At 35.8% G+C, this 19,120-nt stretch carries 26 protein-coding genes; 12 read left to right on the top strand and 14 right to left on the bottom strand.

The window, feature by feature from the left end:
• Positions 1–538: 538 nt before the first annotated feature.
• From ispF to HUE58_RS00380, 5 genes are read left to right on the top strand one after another with little or no spacing between them, the layout of a single operon-like run.
• On the top strand, positions 539–1,009 hold the full coding sequence (gene ispF, locus HUE58_RS00400; protein ID WP_174605133.1) for a 2-C-methyl-D-erythritol 2,4-cyclodiphosphate synthase: 471 nt from the start codon (positions 539–541) through the stop codon (positions 1,007–1,009).
• Positions 1,009–2,418, top strand: coding sequence for a UDP-N-acetylmuramate--L-alanine ligase (murC, locus tag HUE58_RS00395; RefSeq protein ID WP_174605132.1), 1,410 nt, complete (start codon positions 1,009–1,011; stop codon positions 2,416–2,418). Before ispF ends, murC begins: the two co-directional genes overlap by 1 nt.
• A 33-nt stretch (positions 2,419–2,451) precedes the next feature.
• Positions 2,452–3,264 carry a UDP-N-acetylmuramate dehydrogenase gene (murB, locus tag HUE58_RS00390; protein WP_246260812.1) on the top strand — a complete coding sequence of 271 codons (813 nt, stop codon included), beginning with the start codon at positions 2,452–2,454 and terminating at the stop codon, positions 3,262–3,264.
• Complete coding sequence (locus tag HUE58_RS00385) at positions 3,261–4,142, top strand: D-alanine--D-alanine ligase (protein ID WP_174605130.1); 882 nt, start codon at positions 3,261–3,263, stop codon at positions 4,140–4,142. Before murB ends, HUE58_RS00385 begins: the two co-directional genes overlap by 4 nt.
• The gene (locus HUE58_RS00380; RefSeq protein WP_174605129.1) at positions 4,132–4,881 is read left to right on the top strand and encodes a cell division protein FtsQ/DivIB; all 750 of its coding nucleotides are present in this window, start codon (positions 4,132–4,134) and stop codon (positions 4,879–4,881) included. Before HUE58_RS00385 ends, HUE58_RS00380 begins: the two co-directional genes overlap by 11 nt.
• Here the strand turns inward: HUE58_RS00380 and HUE58_RS00375 are convergent.
• From HUE58_RS00375 to HUE58_RS00340, 5 genes are all read right to left on the bottom strand, one after another.
• Positions 4,871–5,563: a hypothetical protein gene (locus tag HUE58_RS00375; RefSeq protein ID WP_174605128.1), complete on the bottom strand. Its 693-nt coding sequence runs from the start codon at positions 5,561–5,563 to the stop codon at positions 4,871–4,873. The genes HUE58_RS00380 and HUE58_RS00375 overlap by 11 nt on opposite strands.
• A 552-nt stretch (positions 5,564–6,115) precedes the next feature.
• The gene (locus HUE58_RS00355) at positions 6,116–6,253 is read right to left on the bottom strand and encodes a hypothetical protein (RefSeq protein WP_174605125.1); all 138 of its coding nucleotides are present in this window, start codon (positions 6,251–6,253) and stop codon (positions 6,116–6,118) included.
• 2 nt (positions 6,254–6,255) lie between these two features.
• Positions 6,256–6,432: a hypothetical protein gene (locus HUE58_RS00350; protein ID WP_174605124.1), complete on the bottom strand. Its 177-nt coding sequence runs from the start codon at positions 6,430–6,432 to the stop codon at positions 6,256–6,258.
• Positions 6,433–6,796: 364 nt separating this feature from the next.
• Complete coding sequence (locus HUE58_RS00345) at positions 6,797–7,105, bottom strand: BolA family protein (RefSeq protein ID WP_174605123.1); 309 nt, start codon at positions 7,103–7,105, stop codon at positions 6,797–6,799.
• Entirely contained in the window at positions 7,102–8,115 is a 1,014-nt protein-coding gene (locus HUE58_RS00340) for a CDP-6-deoxy-delta-3,4-glucoseen reductase (protein WP_174605122.1), read from the bottom strand. Before HUE58_RS00340 ends, HUE58_RS00345 begins: the two co-directional genes overlap by 4 nt.
• 80 nt (positions 8,116–8,195) lie before the next feature.
• Between HUE58_RS00340 and miaA the strand changes: the two genes are divergently transcribed.
• Entirely contained in the window at positions 8,196–9,128 is a 933-nt protein-coding gene (gene miaA, locus HUE58_RS00335) for a tRNA (adenosine(37)-N6)-dimethylallyltransferase MiaA (RefSeq protein WP_174605121.1), read from the top strand.
• A 51-nt stretch (positions 9,129–9,179) separates the two neighbouring features.
• On the opposite strand, the gene HUE58_RS00330 is transcribed toward miaA, so the two are convergent.
• From HUE58_RS00330 to murD, 8 genes are all read right to left on the bottom strand, one after another.
• Positions 9,180–9,344, bottom strand: a complete 165-nt coding sequence (locus HUE58_RS00330; RefSeq protein WP_174605120.1) for a hypothetical protein — start codon at positions 9,342–9,344, stop codon at positions 9,180–9,182.
• Complete coding sequence (locus HUE58_RS07045) at positions 9,325–9,456, bottom strand: hypothetical protein (RefSeq protein ID WP_277998006.1); 132 nt, start codon at positions 9,454–9,456, stop codon at positions 9,325–9,327. The genes HUE58_RS00330 and HUE58_RS07045 overlap by 20 nt, the downstream gene beginning before the upstream one ends.
• 177 nt (positions 9,457–9,633) lie before the next feature.
• Positions 9,634–9,942, bottom strand: coding sequence for an efflux RND transporter permease subunit (locus HUE58_RS00325; RefSeq protein ID WP_174605119.1), 309 nt, complete (start codon positions 9,940–9,942; stop codon positions 9,634–9,636).
• A 696-nt stretch (positions 9,943–10,638) separates the two neighbouring features.
• Positions 10,639–10,827: a hypothetical protein gene (locus HUE58_RS00320; RefSeq protein WP_174605118.1), complete on the bottom strand. Its 189-nt coding sequence runs from the start codon at positions 10,825–10,827 to the stop codon at positions 10,639–10,641.
• Positions 10,828–10,887: 60 nt separating this feature from the next.
• The gene (locus HUE58_RS00315; RefSeq protein WP_246260811.1) at positions 10,888–11,244 is read right to left on the bottom strand and encodes an efflux RND transporter permease subunit; all 357 of its coding nucleotides are present in this window, start codon (positions 11,242–11,244) and stop codon (positions 10,888–10,890) included.
• A gap of 73 nt (positions 11,245–11,317) precedes the next feature.
• Positions 11,318–11,482 (bottom strand): hypothetical protein, encoded by a 165-nt coding sequence (locus HUE58_RS00310; protein ID WP_174605117.1) that lies wholly within the window; start codon positions 11,480–11,482, stop codon positions 11,318–11,320.
• 425 nt (positions 11,483–11,907) lie between these two features.
• Positions 11,908–12,060, bottom strand: coding sequence for a hypothetical protein (locus HUE58_RS00305; protein WP_174605116.1), 153 nt, complete (start codon positions 12,058–12,060; stop codon positions 11,908–11,910).
• A gap of 337 nt (positions 12,061–12,397) precedes the next feature.
• Positions 12,398–13,702 (bottom strand): UDP-N-acetylmuramoyl-L-alanine--D-glutamate ligase, encoded by a 1,305-nt coding sequence (murD, locus tag HUE58_RS00300; RefSeq protein WP_174605115.1) that lies wholly within the window; start codon positions 13,700–13,702, stop codon positions 12,398–12,400.
• 59 nt (positions 13,703–13,761) lie between these two features.
• On the opposite strand from murD, the gene HUE58_RS00295 reads away from it, so the two are divergent.
• The 6 genes from HUE58_RS00295 to HUE58_RS00270 all read left to right on the top strand — a co-directional run bounded on the left by HUE58_RS00295 (position 13,762) and on the right by HUE58_RS00270 (position 18,688).
• On the top strand, positions 13,762–14,421 hold the full coding sequence (locus HUE58_RS00295; protein WP_174605114.1) for a Bax inhibitor-1/YccA family protein: 660 nt from the start codon (positions 13,762–13,764) through the stop codon (positions 14,419–14,421).
• A 19-nt stretch (positions 14,422–14,440) separates the two neighbouring features.
• On the top strand, positions 14,441–14,941 hold the full coding sequence (locus HUE58_RS00290; RefSeq protein WP_174605113.1) for an RNA pyrophosphohydrolase: 501 nt from the start codon (positions 14,441–14,443) through the stop codon (positions 14,939–14,941).
• 87 nt (positions 14,942–15,028) lie between these two features.
• Positions 15,029–16,315 (top strand): homoserine dehydrogenase, encoded by a 1,287-nt coding sequence (locus HUE58_RS00285; protein WP_218944387.1) that lies wholly within the window; start codon positions 15,029–15,031, stop codon positions 16,313–16,315.
• A gap of 9 nt (positions 16,316–16,324) precedes the next feature.
• On the top strand, positions 16,325–17,389 hold the full coding sequence (thrC, locus tag HUE58_RS00280; protein WP_174605111.1) for a threonine synthase: 1,065 nt from the start codon (positions 16,325–16,327) through the stop codon (positions 17,387–17,389).
• 16 nt (positions 17,390–17,405) lie between these two features.
• Positions 17,406–18,293: a cysteine synthase CysM gene (gene cysM, locus HUE58_RS00275; RefSeq protein ID WP_174605110.1), complete on the top strand. Its 888-nt coding sequence runs from the start codon at positions 17,406–17,408 to the stop codon at positions 18,291–18,293.
• The gene (locus tag HUE58_RS00270) at positions 18,290–18,688 is read left to right on the top strand and encodes a voltage-gated chloride channel family protein (RefSeq protein ID WP_246260810.1); all 399 of its coding nucleotides are present in this window, start codon (positions 18,290–18,292) and stop codon (positions 18,686–18,688) included. The genes cysM and HUE58_RS00270 overlap by 4 nt, the downstream gene beginning before the upstream one ends.
• Here the strand turns inward: HUE58_RS00270 and HUE58_RS00265 are convergent.
• Positions 18,675–19,097 (bottom strand): CopD family protein, encoded by a 423-nt coding sequence (locus HUE58_RS00265; RefSeq protein WP_174605109.1) that lies wholly within the window; start codon positions 19,095–19,097, stop codon positions 18,675–18,677. The genes HUE58_RS00270 and HUE58_RS00265 overlap by 14 nt on opposite strands.
• Positions 19,098–19,120: the final 23 nt, after the last annotated feature.

Raw genomic sequence — 19,120 nt, 5'->3', positions numbered from 1 at the left:
GTAACCGTCCTTAATTAAATCTTTAGTTTTTGGCACAATTTGCTTTTATCATCAACTGAACGATATTGTTTCCAAACAATTAAATAAAACATCTCATCTCAACAGTTCACACAAGCTTTAGTGCTGGATAAAGCCATACATCTATGTGAGTTAGCACCACAATAGGGAGGCAACAACTGCCTGCTGATAATTTTGATGGCTTTTATTACATCAAAATCATAAAACTAACGTAAAGAAAATTCAATCATCACGCTATTCACTAGTAAAACTCACGCACGTTTTTTTGTTAATTTTAATTTAAATAGGATGAATAATCCTATCTTCAAAACTGATTGAAGGCGTGAGTTCAACTTCTATACCGAGAATATTGCCTTTGATGTTGTCGTTTAGCTCAGAGATGTGTTATAGTGATTTTTTTTAAAAAATGTTAAATATGAACTTTATTGATGATGATAATGTAGATTATATAAATTAAAAGATTAAATCTTAACCATAAAACATTAAAATAAAGTTTTGACAAAAAAATATTCATCTAGCAATGAAAATTAAAACTGGACTAGGACAAGACTCCCACGCATTTTGTGATACGAACAAACCACTTGTTTTATCGGGTGTTGTATTTGATTATTCAAAAGGCCTTAATACTAATAGTGATGGTGATGTGGTTTTTCATTCAATTACGAATGCGATTTCTTCTATTACTGGCGTTAACGTATTGGGCACTAAAGCAGATGCTTTATGTAAACAAGGTGTGGTTGATAGTGCTGAGTATTTGAAGTTAGCGTTTCATGATTTAAACCATTGGAAAATTCAACATATTGCTATTGCAATTGAGTGTTTATACCCTAAAATCTCACCCATGATTGAAAAAATGAAATTTAGTATTTCTAAATTACTGGATATTGCACCCGAAGATGTAGGTATTACCGCCACCACTGGCGAAGGACTGACTGAGTTTGGTAAAGGTAGCAGTATTCAAGTTTTTAGTATTGTTACGGTAACAAAATAATGAAAGATTTGCGTATGGTGTTTAAGTCTAGAATGCATAATATTCATTTTGTTGGTATTGGTGGTTCAGGCATGAGTGGTATTGCTGAAGTGCTTCATAATCTTGGTTATAACGTGTCTGGATCAGACATCAACCCTAACAAAATCACTGATAGATTGGAGGAAATGGGTTGTAAAATTTATCATAAACATCATAAAAATAATATAAAAAACGCACAAGTAATCGTTGTATCTAGTGCGATTAAGGATAACAATCCGGAAGTAATCAAGGCGCATCAACTTAACATTCCAATTGTACCTCGCGCAGAGATGCTGGCAGAATTAATGCGCTTTAGATTTGGCATTGCAATTGCAGGTACTCACGGCAAAACTACTACTACTAGTATTATCATTCACATGCTCAACATGGCTGAACTTGACCCAACCTATATTATTGGCGGGATATTAAATTCAAGCGGGATTAATGCCAAACTAGGTGAAAGTGATTATTTAATTGCTGAGGCGGATGAATCTGATGCTTCATTCTTACACTTACAACCCATGTTAAGCGTTATCACCAACGTTGATTATGACCATATGGCAACTTATGGCAATGACTACCAAAACCTAAAGGATGCCTTTGTCAGTTTTAGTGCTAATTTACCATTTTATGGCACTTGTGTTATGTGTATAGATGATGAAGGTGTAAATGAAATATTGAATGATATTCATCGTCCAATTATCACTTATGGTTTTAAGAACGGTGCTGATATTCAAGCCATTAATGTAGAACAAGTTGATATGAAAATGCATTTTGATGTTATTTATGATCAATGTACAAAACCATTCCCCATTAAACTAAACCTAATTGGTCGGCATAATATTCTTAACACATTAGCAGCGATTGGTATTTGCTGTGAACTTAATATTGAAATTAACATTATTCAAAAAGCATTGGCTAATTTTTCTGGTGTTGCTAGGCGACTTGACCATCATGGAAAATTAAATATCAACAATGCCCAAGTGTCTTTGTTTGATGATTATGCTCATCATCCGAAAGAAATTAGTGCCGTGTTTGAATCTCTTAAAGATACTTATTCAGATAGACGTTTGGTTGTTATTTTTCAACCACACCGCTATTCTCGTACATGTGATTTGTTTGATGATTTTGCTCTTACGCTCAGTAGCGCCGACGCCCTCATATTGCTAGACATATATCCAGTCCAAGAAAAACCCATTGCCCATATTAATTCTTCAACCTTGGCTGATGCAATTAGAAAGCACTCCAGCTTAGATCCAGTGGTGATAAAAGAGCCAGAAGAAATCTTAGCTGTATTGCCCAACCTTATTCACCATAACGATGTTTTACTCACCTTGGGTGCGGGCGATATCCACACTCTACCTGATTTATTAAAATCCAACTACACTTAAGGGATAACTGATTTGCTATTACGCAATGAGCCCATGAGTTTACATTGTTCATTTAGAACAGGCGGGTTGGCGCAAGATTTTTTTATTCCAAACGATTTAACTGATTTATCTACCTCTCTCAAAACCAATACCAAACCATTGTTATTTTTAGGATTAGGCAGCAATTTGCTTGTACGTGATCAAGGATTTGAAGGTGTAGTGATAAAACTAAGCAACCTAAAACAAATAAAAATTGAAAAAAATACGCTTTGGGTTGAGGCAGGTACAACACTGGCAAAACTATCTCGATTATGCCATACAAATAATTTATACGGTGGTGAATTTTTATCCGCCATTCCAGGTACTGTTGGTGGTGCACTAATGATGAACGCAGGTGCATTTGGGTCTGAATTCTGGCAATACGTTATTAATGTGACTACTATTAATCAATCGGGTGTTATATTTGAACGCACGAAAAATGACTTTGACATTGGGTATCGATACCTTCATGCTCAATACGCTAATGAATACTTTGTTGATGCAACATTGGAATTTAACCAAAAAAAACCTCAGCAAGATATCAAACAATTACTAGATAAGCGCAATCAAAATCAGCCAATTGGCAAGGCAAGTTGCGGCAGTGTGTTTAAAAATCCAAAAAATAATTTTGCAGCAAAACTGATTGAGCAAAGCCAGTTAAAAGGCTTTTGTATAGGTGGTGCTTGCGTGTCAAACAAACACGCTAATTTTATTATCAACCAAAATAAAGCCAGTAGTGCTGACATTATAAATTTGATTACCCACATTCAACAAGTCGTAAAATCAACCTTTAATATTGATTTAGAATTAGAGGTGGTGATTAAATGATTGCAGTGCTAGTGGGTGGAAATTCAGCAGAGAGAGTAGTTTCTCTTAAAAGTGGCGGGGCTGTTTACCAAGCGCTAATCAGCCAAAATATTGATTGTTTTAAATTTGATTGGCACGGGGATAACTTATCAAAACTTTGGCAACAAGAGTTTGATCAAGCCTTTATTGTTTTGCATGGTCGTGGTGGTGAAGACGGGTATATTCAAAAACAACTAGAAAACCGAGGTATTCGTTATACAGGGTCTGGCTCAAATGCCAGCCATAATGGCATGGATAAAGCACGCACTAAAATGATTTGGAAACAGCATAACCTCACACTTGCACCCTCTATTGTTGCAAGCATTAATCAATCCATTGAGCCTATTGACTTTCCACTGCCTTGGGCAGTTAAGCCCACTTTAGAAGGCTCTAGTATTGGCATTAGTAAAGTTGACAATCAGACACAATTAGATGAGGCACTAACGCTTGCTTGGCAATACAACCCACATGCTTTAGTTGAGCAATGGATTGAAGGTGATGAATACACAGTAGCAATTTTGGGCAATAAAGCCTTACCTGTTGTGAAAATTATGGCTGACCAAGGTTTTTACGATTTTGAATCAAAATACCACTTAAATAAAACTCAATACTTATGTCCTTGTGGTTTGAGTCCGTCCCAAGAGCAAGCATTACAAGCCATTGCATTTGAAGCATTTTTTGCTATTAATGCTAAAGGGTGGGGGCGGGTGGATTTCATTATTAATCAACATAACAAACCTTATTTATTAGAAATTAATACCGTTCCAGGCATGACGTCACGCTCATTAGTACCCATGGCAGCAAAAGCAATGGGCATAAGCTTTGATCAACTAGTCATAGCAATTATTAATGAAATATAAGCGTAGTAATAGACGCAAAAAGTCTATTTATCAAGCTGTATTTAAATTATTATCTATTATTGTTTTATTAGGGCTTATTACATGGGGTGTACAAAACATCCATCCGAATGAGTTCTTAAAAGTTGATATTAATTGGGACATTGATAAAGACCCTCCAGTCACACAGCAAACATTAAAACAACACATACTCCCCTTAATTACTGAGACATATCAACTGGATTTACACGAAATTAAACACGAATTAGAACGCTACCCGTGGGTAGCAGAGGCAGAAGTAAAGCGTCTTTTTTGGAATTTTATCAATATCAAAATCAGTGCGCAACAAATCAGTATGCGTTGGAAAAATAAAGACTGCCCGAATGATGCCAAAACACAAACCTGCCAAGGTTACATCTCCACCAAAGGAGAACTATTTACACCCGATAAAATCATCAAATCAGACGCCATCATCGCCACTTCAGCACATAATAAAGACATTGCAAAAACCCTATTTGATGATTACCAAATCTATCAAGCTATTATCAAGCCAATGGTCATTACATCCATCTTTAAAACTAATATTGATACTCTTTTTATTAAGCCTAATATTAAAGTCGTATTAGGCTACCAAAAACAGCAAAAACGACTCAAAAACTTTGTTAAAGTTTATAAAAAATTAAGACAATCAATTGCACACGCTAAGCTCAATCGCGCTACATTTGATATGCGCTACGCTAAAGGATTTAGCCTTAAGCTTTAGCATTTTGTTTAACAATAAGTTGGTAGCACAATGCCAAGCTAATCAATGTCCAATAAAACACAATGGCTTTAACTACCCACCCCAGTATATCAGGAAGTCCAGTTAGTGATACAAGGAATGAAAAAATCATATCCGCTAATGCTGGCAAAACAATCTGTAAAAAGAACAAGTTAGCTTGAGAGATGAAATTCAAATTCCGTTTGTATCTTGAAGGCTGATCAATAGCAATGTTAATAAAATTCAAGGTGATTGGAATTATCAAAAAATACATAATTAACTGCAAAAAAGCAATGCCGCTGATAATCACTGGCGCCATGGTTACCAAGCCAATAAACAGCGTTAGAGCAACAAAGCGAATAATTTTATTAAAATTAAGCACTGGCACAATCCCAGAAACGCTATTCTGACCCAAAATAACCAAGCGATACATATTGATTGAAAGCGTTAGATAGCCATAAAAAAACAACAATAAATATATCATCATATTGTCGGGTAGTTGAATATCAGCAACTTCCTTATTGCTAAAAACACTGTTCATTATGCTGAGTATATCAGGCAAAATTGCTAAAAAAGGAATAGAAATTAGTACTGGCAGAATAGAAACTTCTAGTATTTTTTTCCAATTCGTGAGTGAAAAAGCAACACTTGCTAGCATTATTTTATAAATCGGTAGTGCGTTCATATTTTTATTTCATATTAGAGTTAACAACGATGGTTAATTTTTGTTTAGGCTGTAGTGGTTTTTTAGTTGTCAATTGCTTCCATTTCCTAACCTGACTAACATGCGCCCCAAATTTATGTGCAATGATTGACAAATTATCGCCACTTTTAACGTAAGTAGGTAAATCTTTCTATCAATATTTATACCCACGTTGATTAACTTTGATAGGGTCTTTGGGTTTGGTTGAATTAGACTGCCATAATACCAATTTTTTACCCACTTGAAGTGGCTTGATTTAATAATATATGGTTCCACCTTACGATGTTTTTATCCAGATGAGTATTATACTGCCTAGCGATAGGCCATAAACTATCGCCACTAACAATAGTATGAATGACTTTAATATCTATTTTTTTGCATTCATTCTTTGCGCTTCTGGCAATGAATAATACTGGGTATTTTTTGTGAAATTGGCACAATCAAGTACCTACCCTACTTTAACCACATTGCCATGCAAATTGTTCACACTCTTAATCTGACTTATTGTGATGTTAAATTGATGGGCGATCTTGCTTAAACTCCATCGCCTTGATTAATTTGATGACGCACCCATTTCACTTTAGCTTCTTTAGGATGTTTGGCTAAATTCTTCTTAAAGGTTGCAATTTTATCAATCGGCAATAATAAATTATAATCTCCCTTACTTGACATTATCAACGTTTAAGCTCTGGATTTAAAGTATACAATTGCTCTAAATCTAACTGCGTCCATTCAGAAATTAATGCCAAATCAAATTGCGAATCAAGCTTAATGGTTTGCACTTGAGATGTATTACTAACTGTTATGATTATTTCTCCGTATCTTTCAGGATGCTTAATGAGTTGCGCCATACGAATAAGAAAATGGATAATAAGCCGATTCAACAATGGGCAACAAGGCGATTTTAATGGGTAGTCCAGCACATTCTACTTCTATTTTCATTAAATACAAATAAGGTTGTGCACGTTTGGTAACACGGGTTAAGTAATCAGGATTTTTTTAAACCAGGCAATATGCCAAAACAATTATTTTTGACTAAATGCGCTTAACGTATAGCGATTAGCAATATAGCACCAAAGGTCTTTTTCAACAACAAATTGCTAGTACTAATTTGAACTGGTTTTGGTGTTACTTTTACAACAATCGTTGAAACTATCGCACCCTCACAAGCAGTAAACAGCAAAAATGAAAGATATGAAAACCGTTTAAAAAACTTTAAGATTTTGAAGCACCTGCACATTTAGGCGAATCTGGCGCGCTATTTTTCATCTGCCACTCATCAGGCGTATAAGTGTGCATTGCCAATGCATGAATGTGGTTCATCTCTTCTTTAAATAACTGGTTAATAAAGCGATGCCTTTCAATCAATTTTAAATCATTAAAATAATCACTCACGACAATTAATTTAAAATGGGATTCACTGGCAGGGCCAGAATGATTATGAGATTCATTAATAACCTCAAGATGACTTGGACTTAATGCTGTTTGTAACTGTTCGGTCAAATGTTGTTGCATATTATTCATAACGCACCACCTTCAAAGGCAAATTCAAAAGCATCAGAAAAGAAGTCTTCTTTAAACATACCTCGCTTTACAAACGTATCTGCTACGGCTTTAACCATTGCTGGCGGACCACAAGCATAAACTTCATAATCGACTAAATACTCAAAATCAACCAATACGCTTTCGTGTACATAGCCTGTTCTTCCTTTCCAGGCACTATTTGCTTGTGATAATACAGGAATAAAACTAATATTTTCATGGCTTTTAGCCCATTGCTTAGGCAAATCGGTATACAAATCCTTTTCATCTCTTGCGCCCCAATAAATATGGATAGTTTGCTTAGATTTAGTTTCAATTGCATGTTCAACCATGGCTTTCACAGGGCCAAAGCCCGTGCCACCTGCCACTAAAATAATGGGTTTTTCACTTTTCTCTCTAAAATAAAAAACCCCCTTTGGTCCCTCAATTTTAAGCAGTGCCTTCTCTTGCAACTCATTAAAAACAAAATTGGTAAATTTACCATCTTCAATTAAACGCACGTGAAGCTCAATCAAGCTAGTATTACTAGGCGCATTGGCAATGGAAAAAGCACGGGGCTCAAAATCAGGGTGGATTAAATCAATATACTGCCCTGCCAAATATTGTAACGATTCAGAATCGGGAATTTTTAAAAACACTTGTGCCACATCATGATTAAGATGCTTGATGCTTTGTACTTTACAAGGCAAAGTTCTCACTTCAATATCTGCAACGCCGTCCAACTCGGCCACCACCAAAGCAACATCAGATTTAGCCCTACATTGGCACAATAAAGCCATGCCTTTTTCCACTTCTTCTGGAGTAATGCCAGAAGGTATTTCACCTTTATAACCAACTTCACCCTCAATAATAGTCGCCTTGCATTTGCCACAAAAACCTTTTTGACAACCATAAGGAAAATTTAACCCATGAGTCAATGCATCATTTAGAATATTATCCCTACCCTCAGTTTGGAAGATTCTACCGCTGACTTGATTTTCAATTATAAACATGTGTTTGTGTCTAATAAATTTTGTGCTGACATTATAATGTAGGTTGCGTTCTATTAATACCTAGTAATTAAAAGCTTTTTATGCCAATTCAAATCAACAAAACCGTGATATTCTTAATGGGTCCTACCACCTCAGGCAAAACTGATTTAGCCATTCAATTAAGCCAACAATTCAAAACTCGGCTCATTAGCGTTGATTCCGCCCTTATTTACAAAGGCATGGATATTGGTACTGCCAAACCAGACAAAGCAACTTTAAAGAAATACCCTCACCACCTAATTGATATTTGCAACCCGGAAGATTCATACTCGGTCTTTGACTTCACTCTCGATGCTAATAGACAAATCAAAACCGCTTTTGCCAATAACGAATTGCCCATTTTGGTAGGTGGCACATCATTCTATTTCCACGCATTAGAATATGGCTTATCTAAATTGCCAGAATCAAACCCAAAATTCAAAGAAAAATTCAACCAATTACTTAAAAGTAAAGGCACAATTGCACTACACCAAGACCTTAAAAAAATCGACCCTCAAGCCGCTAACAGAATCCACCCAAATGATGCACAAAGAATCACACGTGCACTTGAAGTATTTGATATAAGTGGCAAAACACTCAGCGAACTACAAGGCAACAAAAAACCCATTATTAACCACTCTATTAAAAAAATTATCCTTATGCCCGAACGAGACGAGCTACACACAAGAATTGAACAACGCTTTTTATCAATGATAAAACACGGTTTTCTAGATGAAGTCAAACACCTCAAACAAAATCCAAACTTCCACGAAAATCTATCTGTCATCCGCTGTGTCGGCTACCGCCAAGCATGGCAATATTTAAACGGTGAAATAGGCAAAACAGCAATGATAGAAAAAGCCATCATTGCTACCCGCCAACTGTGCAAACGCCAAAGTACTTGGCTAAATGGTGAAGAAAATGCCCTATTTTTAAAAAAATCAGACCTTGCAAAGGCGACCACATTTATCAATCCACAAGATAAATCTAAATAAAGTTTAGACTCACAACAGCCTAAATACTTCACTTCAAAAAAAATGCACTTATTAATAGTTGTTTGGAAACTTCAATGCTTTGAGTATTAACGATCCTAGAATGCTGGCTAATTGATAAACAATAACCACTTCATTTTTTTGTGCTATAGTTAATGCTACTTGAGCATCTAATAATTCTTGATTTACATCAAGCATGTCAAGAACGGGCTCGCTCACCTTGCTTTGCCTCCATGTAAACACCTTGTTTAGCAACCTTAGATGCTTCTACTTGCGTTTCTCTAACAATAATTTCCGAAGAGCTCTTAATATTAGCAGTATTTAAAGACAAACTTCCTGACACATAAGCTTGATTAAGTTTTTCATACGTTAATCTAAGTTGACTACGTGCAGCCTGAGGTTGGGTTATTTGAATAAGTTACATACAGCGCATCATTCAAAGAATAAAGTTTATTGCCCATGGCTAAACTGAAAGAACAAATTAATAAAACTAATAAAGGTATGATTTTCATGATAAATTACCAATAGATTTAATACGAAAAAAGAAGCTACTCACTAACAAGCCAATAACAGCGCCAATCAAGGCTAAAGGAATCGTCAACACAATAATAAGTGGTTTTAGATACGAGTTAAACTGTGCAACCAGAAAAATAATAATTAGATCAAGCACCATAGGAAGATTAGAAGAAAGTGCCTTTTGTGCTGTAATTAAGTTAGTTATAACACCATCGTATTCTAGCCAATAGTTAATGAGTAACGTTTTAGCTATCTTTTGAAGGTTATGATCCACCACTTCTTTAATTCTTTCGGCGGTCATGGTTAAAACGTTCAGCCTCTTCAGCTCGAAATAAAATAGAGATGATATTGTCTTCTTAACGGAACTCTGTAATAGGCAAGCCATTAAAATAAGATTCTAATGGTTCTGCAATATCAAGAGAACCTACACCCTGCACAACGAACATTTTGTTGGTTTATTTCTACAATAATTCTTTTGACGTTACTCAACTCATCGACATTCAGCACAATAAACCCTTTATTGTCAGAAGGGTCTAGCGATAATACAAACCTTGACCCGCTTAGCCAGAATAGCCAATATAACTAGTGACATGAGGAAATAACACCTTATTGTCCAAATGCTGGAAAATTGCCTCCATTTGTTTAGCGGTTTTCGTGCTGAACTATCTAAAGGCAATTGAACGTAAAGCAATACTTGAGATCTATCCGATTTTGGAAAAACTCTTGAGAAATGAAAGACATTAAATAACCAGAATCAACCAGCATAGTCAGCATCATACCAAGAAATAAAACACGGTAGCGTAACACTCAATGCAAAAAATCTCTCATAACCGTTATAGATTTTCTTCATCATTTGAGTGCTATTAGACCTCTCATTGTTATCTGAATTCGATTGTTTGCTTTTTTTGGAGTAATGCACAACGCTAAAATCCAAGAAAGTAATAAAGCGATTAAGATAACTAATGAAATGGGACGCGTATATTCGCCCGCAACATTCTTAGCCAATAATTAGCATTTGTAATACACTTACTGAAACACCGTATACGCTCACCAAATCTGACAATGGAGCAGCATCTTCTGAATTAGGAATGGATATTAAAGTGCTTTCAATATCTTCAAGACTGGGAAAGTTGCCAGTAGATTCAATGAGAAAACTTTTTAATATCTTCAACTTGGTATAAGACATTACGAATATGCTTGGACATATCATTCATAACAACCATATTAAACTCTTTATCTATGAATGCTACATGATGATGGCCCGGGGGGCCCCAAACTGATTATTAACTTGCGAAGGATGGGTGCCTTGAAGCAGCTCAGCTTGAGCTTGTAACACTTTATTACGAAGTGTTTGCCAAATGGATGCTAAGTCAAAGTATCGATCTTGTATTTCAACATGAATAATAGATTTTCCAGTAGAAGAAGTGGAGCGGATCTCCTTAATTTCAGCAATACTACGAATGTGTTTTTCTAGCTTTTTGGTGATCAAGTTTTCAACCCTTTCAGAACTCATTCCTGAATAGTGAGTAATAACCAAAGCTTCACGTATGGTAATTTCTGGATCTTCTCTTGCTGCTAAAGTAAAAGTAACTAATTGCACCATAAACTAATAACACGGTCAACATCATAAATACAAATACGCCGATAATCAAATACAATTTGCGTAAGATTTTTCATTAATTGTATTCTTTTGTGGTTACTTCTTTGAGTCTAACTTTTTGATTATCGTGCAAATGAGCATTGCCAGTAATGGCAATAATTTCCCCTGGTTTTAAACCAGAAGGTATAATAATTTCATGCTTAATAGCACTTGCAGTTTTAGTCGTACGTTTCTTTGACAATGCGCTTGTTTTTATCAAAGATAAAAACATAAGTATCTTGTGTCCCATCCATCGCCAGCAATAATAGCACTAGGTGGGACACATACAACGTTACCTTGATAAGTTCTGACTGTTCTTTTCGAGCGTAAAATCCACTTCAACACTCGTACCAGCACACAATACTTAGGTGTATTTTTCTGGTAACTAGAAAAGCGAAAGCTGAAGAGGCTTGAGTATTAATTTCTGTCACATAACCCTGTAGTGATAACTTTGGCTCAGCTGAGGAAAATATGGAGTATTCTTTATCTTTTTTTAGCTTGTTGATTAAAACTATTTTGAGCCTCTCCAAGTTCGGCTTGATTTTGCTTCAATTGACCAGCAGATGCCTTGCTAGTTAAAGCACAGCTTTGCTCATCTAATTCTGCAAGTGCATTACCTCGTTTAACTTAATCACCCAAGTTAGCATAAACGCTTTTAACTTTACCGTTCACTTCAAAACTCAATTTTGCATTTTCAGCAGATTGGAGTATGCCAGGAATACGACACAACTGCTGAAAAGTACTTTCTTGATTATCATCCGAACAGGACAACAATAACAAAGTACTGATAATAAGCGCAAGAGGTTTATCGTTTTTATATTATAACTATACGAGGATAACTTATTTTAAAACCGATTATTTTTTATTGTTAATGGCGTTTTAGTGACTTACAGCCCAATTTCTCATAAATCAAAACAATCAATAAAATTAAAGATAAAAATACTTTAGCTCGTTATAGACGTTAGAATAAATAAAGTAAAAGCAATGATTTATTGAAACAACTAAACCAAAGCAAAGTCAAAACAAACTAATTTATTATAAAGAGAAAAGGTTTTATTAATTAATGGGGGGAGTTGTAAAAGATAAGTAGGCTAGTTTTAGAAAGTATTAATAAACTTTACGATATTACCAGAACAGCATTCTTAAACATCTGCCCACGCTGTTCAAAATTATCAAACATATCAAAACTGGTACAAGCTGGAGATAGTAAAATTGCACCACTGTCAATTAAGGTGTTGGCGATATTGACCGCCGCTTCTATAGAGTTAGCATAGGTGACTTTTGCAGTGTGGATGTTGCTACCTAACTCTTTAGCACTTTGTCCGATTAAAACAACATTGGGTATATTATTATCAATCAATTCAAATAAAACAGTATAGTCTTCTTGCTTTTTGATACCACCTGCAATAAGTACAATATTTTCATATTTATCGATTAGTGCGTTCAGTGCTGTAATGGTAGCCAGGGCATTGGTGGCTTTTGAATCGTTGTAATAATCAATGTTTTGTTTCTTTACCACCCACTCAAGTCGGTGCTCTAGTCCTTTAAAGTTTTTAATGCTTTGTATCATGGAGGTTATTGGCAGTTTGATTTGGTCGCCTAGGGCAAGGGCTGCAAGTATGTTTCTTGTATTGTGTTCGCCAATCAATTGCGCTTCGTTAATACTCATTAGTACATCATCGCCTTTAAGTAGATAGCAGATGTCGTGACAAGTGACTGTGCCAAAATCATCTGCTTGCTTGGGTATGTTAATACTAAAGCGCTTGGCATTTTCTTTTGTGGGTGTGAGTGGTTCGTCTAAATTAATCACTAAGTGTTGACAGTATTGATATAAGCTTAATTTAGAATTGATATAATGTTTAAAATTTTGGTATCGATCAAGATGGTCAGGGGTGATGTTAAGCACAATGCCTACTATTAAATTCAGATGATGGGTGTAATCTAACTGATAACTGGATAATTCTAATACGTAATATTCTGTTTTTTCACTTAAACAATCCAGTGCAGGCGTACCAATATTGCCGCCCATAGCAACTTGTATACCTGCATTAGCAATCATTTGTGTCAATAGTTGTGTGACTGTTGACTTGCCATTAGAGCCAGTAATTCCAATAATAGGTGCTTTTGCAAATCTTGAGAATAATTCTATATCACTAACAATGGGAATGTTTTGCTCTTTTGCCCAAATAACAATGGATTCGTTTTGGGCAATACCAGGAGAGATAAAAATTTCATCAACTTTTTTTAATAAATCTAATGTCCAAGCCCCGAGAGTAGGGAGTGATTTTAAAAACGCACTGGAATATTTAGATAATAAAGGTGGATTGGTGCGACTGTCAGCAATTTTGTAGTCAATGCTTTGTTCTGATAAAAAACGAGCGATTGAAAAACCTGTTTTTCCTAAGCCTAAAACCAGTTTCATATGTTTATTTTCACTGTAAAATGATTGTATTTTACACTTTTAAATACGGAGCATGGATCATGAACACAAACGTCAGCACTCAAACGCGTAGCATTAGCATTAATAGCGTTTTAAAAAATACATACCAATTACTTTCTGCAACCTTATTATTTAGCGGGCTAATGGCTTATCTTGCCATGTCCTTAAATTTGCCACATTTTGGCCTTTTAATCACTTTTGGTGGTTATTTTGGCTTGCTATATTTAACTAATAAACTTAAGAATTCGAGTTACGGAATTTTAACAGTGTTTGCATTAACAGGCTTTATGGGACTTACATTAGGCCCTGTTATTGGCGCTTATACAACTACTTTTTCAAATGGCTCTGAACTGATTGCTATGGCAATGACAGGTACGGGTCTTATCTTTTTAGCGCTGTCTTTTTATACCATCACTTCGGGTAAAGATTTTAGTTTTTTATCTGGCTTCTTAACAGCGGGTATTATTGTGGCATTTTTAATAGGAATTGCTGCTTATTTCTTTACTATGCCAGTATTATCATTAACTGTATCTGCAGCATTTATTTTATTAATGAGTGGCTTGATTTTATTTGAGACTTCAAATATTATCCATGGTGGCGAGACTAATTACATCATGGCAACAGTAACACTGTTTATTTCAATTTATAACTTATTTTTAAGTTTATTACAGTTACTAGGTATATTTTCTGGCGAAAGTTAATCACTGACGAAAAAGTAGTATGATTGATAGTGAAGGCTATCAGATTAATACTGGCATTGTTATTATTGATAACAAACAACAAATACTTCTAGTCAAATGCTTTAAACAAGACTCTTGGCAATTACCACAAAGTGGTATTGACTTTGGTGAGAGTGAGTTTGATGCACTTTTTCAAGAGCTTAATGAAGAGATTGACTTCTCCTCTGAACATTTAAATGTTCTTGCTAAAACACTTAAATGGCTACGTTATGATTTGCCTGATTATCATATTAAACATAAACAAAAATCTGTGTGTATTGCTCAAAAACAAGTTTGGTTTTTGTTGCGTCTTATCTCAGATGAAAACAATATTAAGCTAGACATACATACACAAATAGAATTTGATGATTGGGCATGGGTAGACTATTGGCGCCCTATTGAAAATATGATTGATTTTAAAAAACCAATTTATGAAGATATGCTAAAAGCTCTAACGTCTGTATTTTTTAACAATCAACACAAAATTCTTAGATTGTTTTAGACAAATAAACCACCGTTCCGTTTAATAACTCTATAATATAGAAACATCCTATTGGTATAATGCCTTTTTAGTTTTATTGAAATAGGGATTATACTTGTGAATATTGGAATTTTAGGGCTGGGTACTGTCGGTGGTGGCGTGGTGAATGTGTTAAACAAAAACCAAGCACAAATTACGCGTCAATCTGGCGATAGTATTAACGTCACTCACGTAGCTGTAAGAGAGACAACCCAAACACGCATTTGCCCTACTAAACATCTTAAACTAACTCAAGATCCATTTAAAATTGTGAATGATGATGATATTGATGTCGTTTTAGAATTAATAGGTGGCACAGATTTGGCTAAAGATTTGGTTGAACAAGCCATTAAAAATGGCAAACATGTCGTTACTGCCAACAAAGCTTTAATTGCCATACATGGCAACGAACTGCTAGCATTGGCAAAAGATAACAATACACATCTTTTGTTTGAAGCAGCTGTTGCGGGTGGCATTCCTATTTTAAAATCTTTAGAGCAAGGTTTAAGTGCCAATCAAATTGAATTAGTTGTTGGCATTATTAATGGCACAAGCAACTTTATCCTAACTGAAATGCGCAACAAAGGTAGAGATTTTGAAGATGTTCTTAAAGAGGCGCAAGCACTGGGCTACGCTGAAGCTGACCCTACTTTTGATATCGAAGGTATTGATGCGGCGCATAAATTAGCCATTCTTGCCTCAATGGCATTTGGCTGTGAATTACAATTTAATCAAGTTTCAACACAAGGTATTAGCAAAATCAGTGGTGAAGATATTGCTTTTGCAGCAGAATTGGGTTACGTTATTAAACACCTAGGTATTGCTAAAAAACTAGATGGAAAATTACAAATGCATGTACACCCAACTTTAGTGCCTAAGACTCATCTACTATCCAATGTTGATGGTATTATGAATAGCGTATTAGTCAAAGGCAATGCAGTTGGTGAAACGCTTTATTATGGTGCGGGTGCAGGTGCTGAGGCAACAGCAAGTAGTGTTATTGCTGATTTGATTGATATTATTAAAGGTACTGTAAATCATGATGTTTTGGGCTGGCAATCATTAATAAACATTCCAAATTGCAAAACTGATGATATTGAAAGCATTTTCTACTTGCGTTTATTAGCCACTGACAAGTCAGGGGTTTTGGCAGACATTACAGCAACCTTGGCCAATCATAACATTAGTGTAGAGGCTGTTATACAAAAGCAAATTGACCAGAAAAATAATGCACACATTGCCATCATTACCAATCTTATCAAAACTAGTGAACTGAATAAGGCAGTGGCAGAAATTCAAACCCATAACTACATTCAAGAAGATGTTAAAATTATCTTTGTTGAAACACTTAATTAAGGAAAAAAAATGAGATATACAGGCTTAATTGAACGCTATAAAGACAGACTCCCTGTGGATGACAGCACCCGACTTATTAGCTTAGGAGAAGGAAATACGCCACTCATTCGGCTAGAAAATATTCCTAAAGAGCTAGGCAAAGATGTTGATATTTATATCAAATACGAAGGCCTAAACCCCACAGGTTCATTTAAAGATCGCGGTATGACCATGGCGGTTAGCAAAGCGGTAGAATCTGGCTCTAAAGCAATTATTTGCGCCTCTACAGGCAACACCTCAGCATCTGCTGCAGCTTACGCTGCTCGTGCTGGCATTAAAACGTTTGTGCTGGTTCCTAAAGGAAAAATTGCACTGGGTAAATTAGCGCAAGCAATGATTCATGGCGCAGTTATTATCCAAATCAAAGGTAACTTTGACGATGGTATGCGTTTGGTTAAAGAGGTGGCTGAATATGCACCGGTATCCATTGTTAATTCAATCAACCCATTTCGCCTACAAGGTCAAAAAACTGCTGCCTTTGAAATTATAGAAGAGCTTGGCTGCGCACCAGATTATCACTGCTTGCCTGTGGGCAATGCAGGGAATATTTCAGCCCATTGGATGGGATATACAGAATATCACAAAGAAGGTAAAGTAAACAATACACCTAAAATGGTTGGCTATCAAGCAGCAGGTTCCGCGCCTTTTATTAAAGGCGTAATGATAGACAACCCCGAAACCATTGCAACTGCCATTCGTATTGGCCATCCCCAAAGTTGGGACTTGGCACACAAAGTTGAAAAAGAATCAGGTGGCTGGTTTGATTCATTAACCGATAAAGAAATTCTAAGTGCACAAAAATTACTCACTGAAAAAGAAGGGATTTTTTGTGAGCCTGCATCGGCAACCTCATTAGCAGGTGCAATGCATAACATTAAGAGTGGCAAAATTTTTGAAGGCTCTAAAATTGTTTGCACCTTAACAGGTCATGGCTTAAAAGATCCTGATACAGCAATTTCACAATACACCAATCAAATGATCAACATTAACCCAGTAATGAGTGAAGTTAAAGACGTTATTTTAAACAACATGTAGTTTTAACTAAAAAGTGATGACATTCAAAACCATTGAGCAAACCATTGGCAATACACCTTTAGTTAAACTTAAGCGGCTCGACCCTAATTCATCAAACACCATCTTACTCAAACTAGAAGGCAATAACCCTGGGGGCTCGGTTAAAGATAGAGCTACACTTAACATGGTGTTGAATAGTGAAAAACGAGATGAAATATCCCCTGGTGACACTTTAATTGAAGCCACTAGCGGCAATACTGGTATTGCGCTCGCTATGGTAGCAGCCATCAAGGGTTATAAAATAATCTTAATTATGCCTGATCATCTTTCACAAGAAAGGCGTGATGCCATGAGTGCTTATGGCGCTCAACTTATCTTAGTAACCAAAGATGAAGGCATGGAAGGCGCTAGAGATTTGGCTGATAAAATGGAAAAGCAAGGCAAGGGTAAACAGCTTGACCAATTTTCTAACCCAGACAATCCAAATGCTCATATCAATACAACTGCACAAGAAATTTGGCAAGATACACAAGGGTCAATCACCCATTTTGTCTCTGCCATGGGAACGACTGGCACGATTATGGGCGTGTCAGGTAGTTTGAAGGCAAAAGATCCAGCCATTCAAATTATTGGCGTACAACCCGAAGATGGCGCGCAAATTGCTGGCATTCGCCGTTGGCCAAAAGCATACTTGCCAAAAATATTTGACCGTTCTAAGGTGGATACCGTTATGGATATTTCACAAACTTCAGCAGAACAAACTACACGAGACTTGGCAACAATAGAAGGTATTTTTACTGGCGTATCTTCTGGCGGTGCTGTATCGGCAGCCATTGAATTGTCCAAACAAGTTAATAATGCCATTATTGTTACTATTGCTTGTGACCGAGGAGATCGTTACTTATCAACTGGATTATTTAGTTGAAAAGATATCTTTCACATCAACTTCCTAGTGGGCTAAAAACTTATATATCCTTAATACTGAGCAGTATTATTACTCTGGTTGCTATTGATTTTTTTCTTGCTTCTAGTGATTATACTCAACACATATTCAAGCATTTGATTGCCTCAAAGCCTTATTTAAGTCTTACCATTACGCCTGTTGTTTTTGTATTGATTGTTTATGTTGCTAAGTATTTTTGCCATTATGTTCAAGGCAGTGGCATTCCACAATTAATTGTTGCTAATGACTCTCGCAACAAATCTATACGTGAAAAACTCTTGTCATTTAAAGTTGACATTGGAAAAATTGTACTTATTTTTATGGGCATGCTTGGTGGTGCGCCTATTGGTAACGCAAAAATAACTAAAACGGCTTAACCGCAACAAGGATAACAACTCCTACTAATATCAGCACAGGAAACTCGTTAAACCAACGATAAAATACATCAGAGCGAGTGTTTTTATCAGCCTTAAAAAGGCCCACTAAATAGCCACAATAAAAGTGATATGTAATCAATAATATTACTAATAGTAACTTAACGTATAGCCAGTATTGAGTTGAATAATATGCCCAGCCATCAATAGTCATCCATAATCCTAATACACTAGCTAGGATGAAACTTGGCATCATAATACCTTTATAAAGCTTACGCTCCATCACTTTAAAACGCTCAATGCTAGGTTTGTCTTTGCTCATTGAATGATAAAGAAAAAGGCGTGGTAAATAAAACAGAGCTGCAAACCAAGTAATCACACTAATAATATGAAAAGCCTTTATCCACAACATATAATCTCCACTTTTTTAAAGCC

It is taken from the genome of Candidatus Ruthia endofausta (assembly GCF_013342985.1).
Classification (GTDB): domain Bacteria; phylum Pseudomonadota; class Gammaproteobacteria; order PS1; family Pseudothioglobaceae; genus Ruthia; species Ruthia endofausta.
The sequence above is the reverse complement of the archived record's forward strand: the minus strand, read 5'-3'. Positions and strand labels throughout refer to the sequence as shown.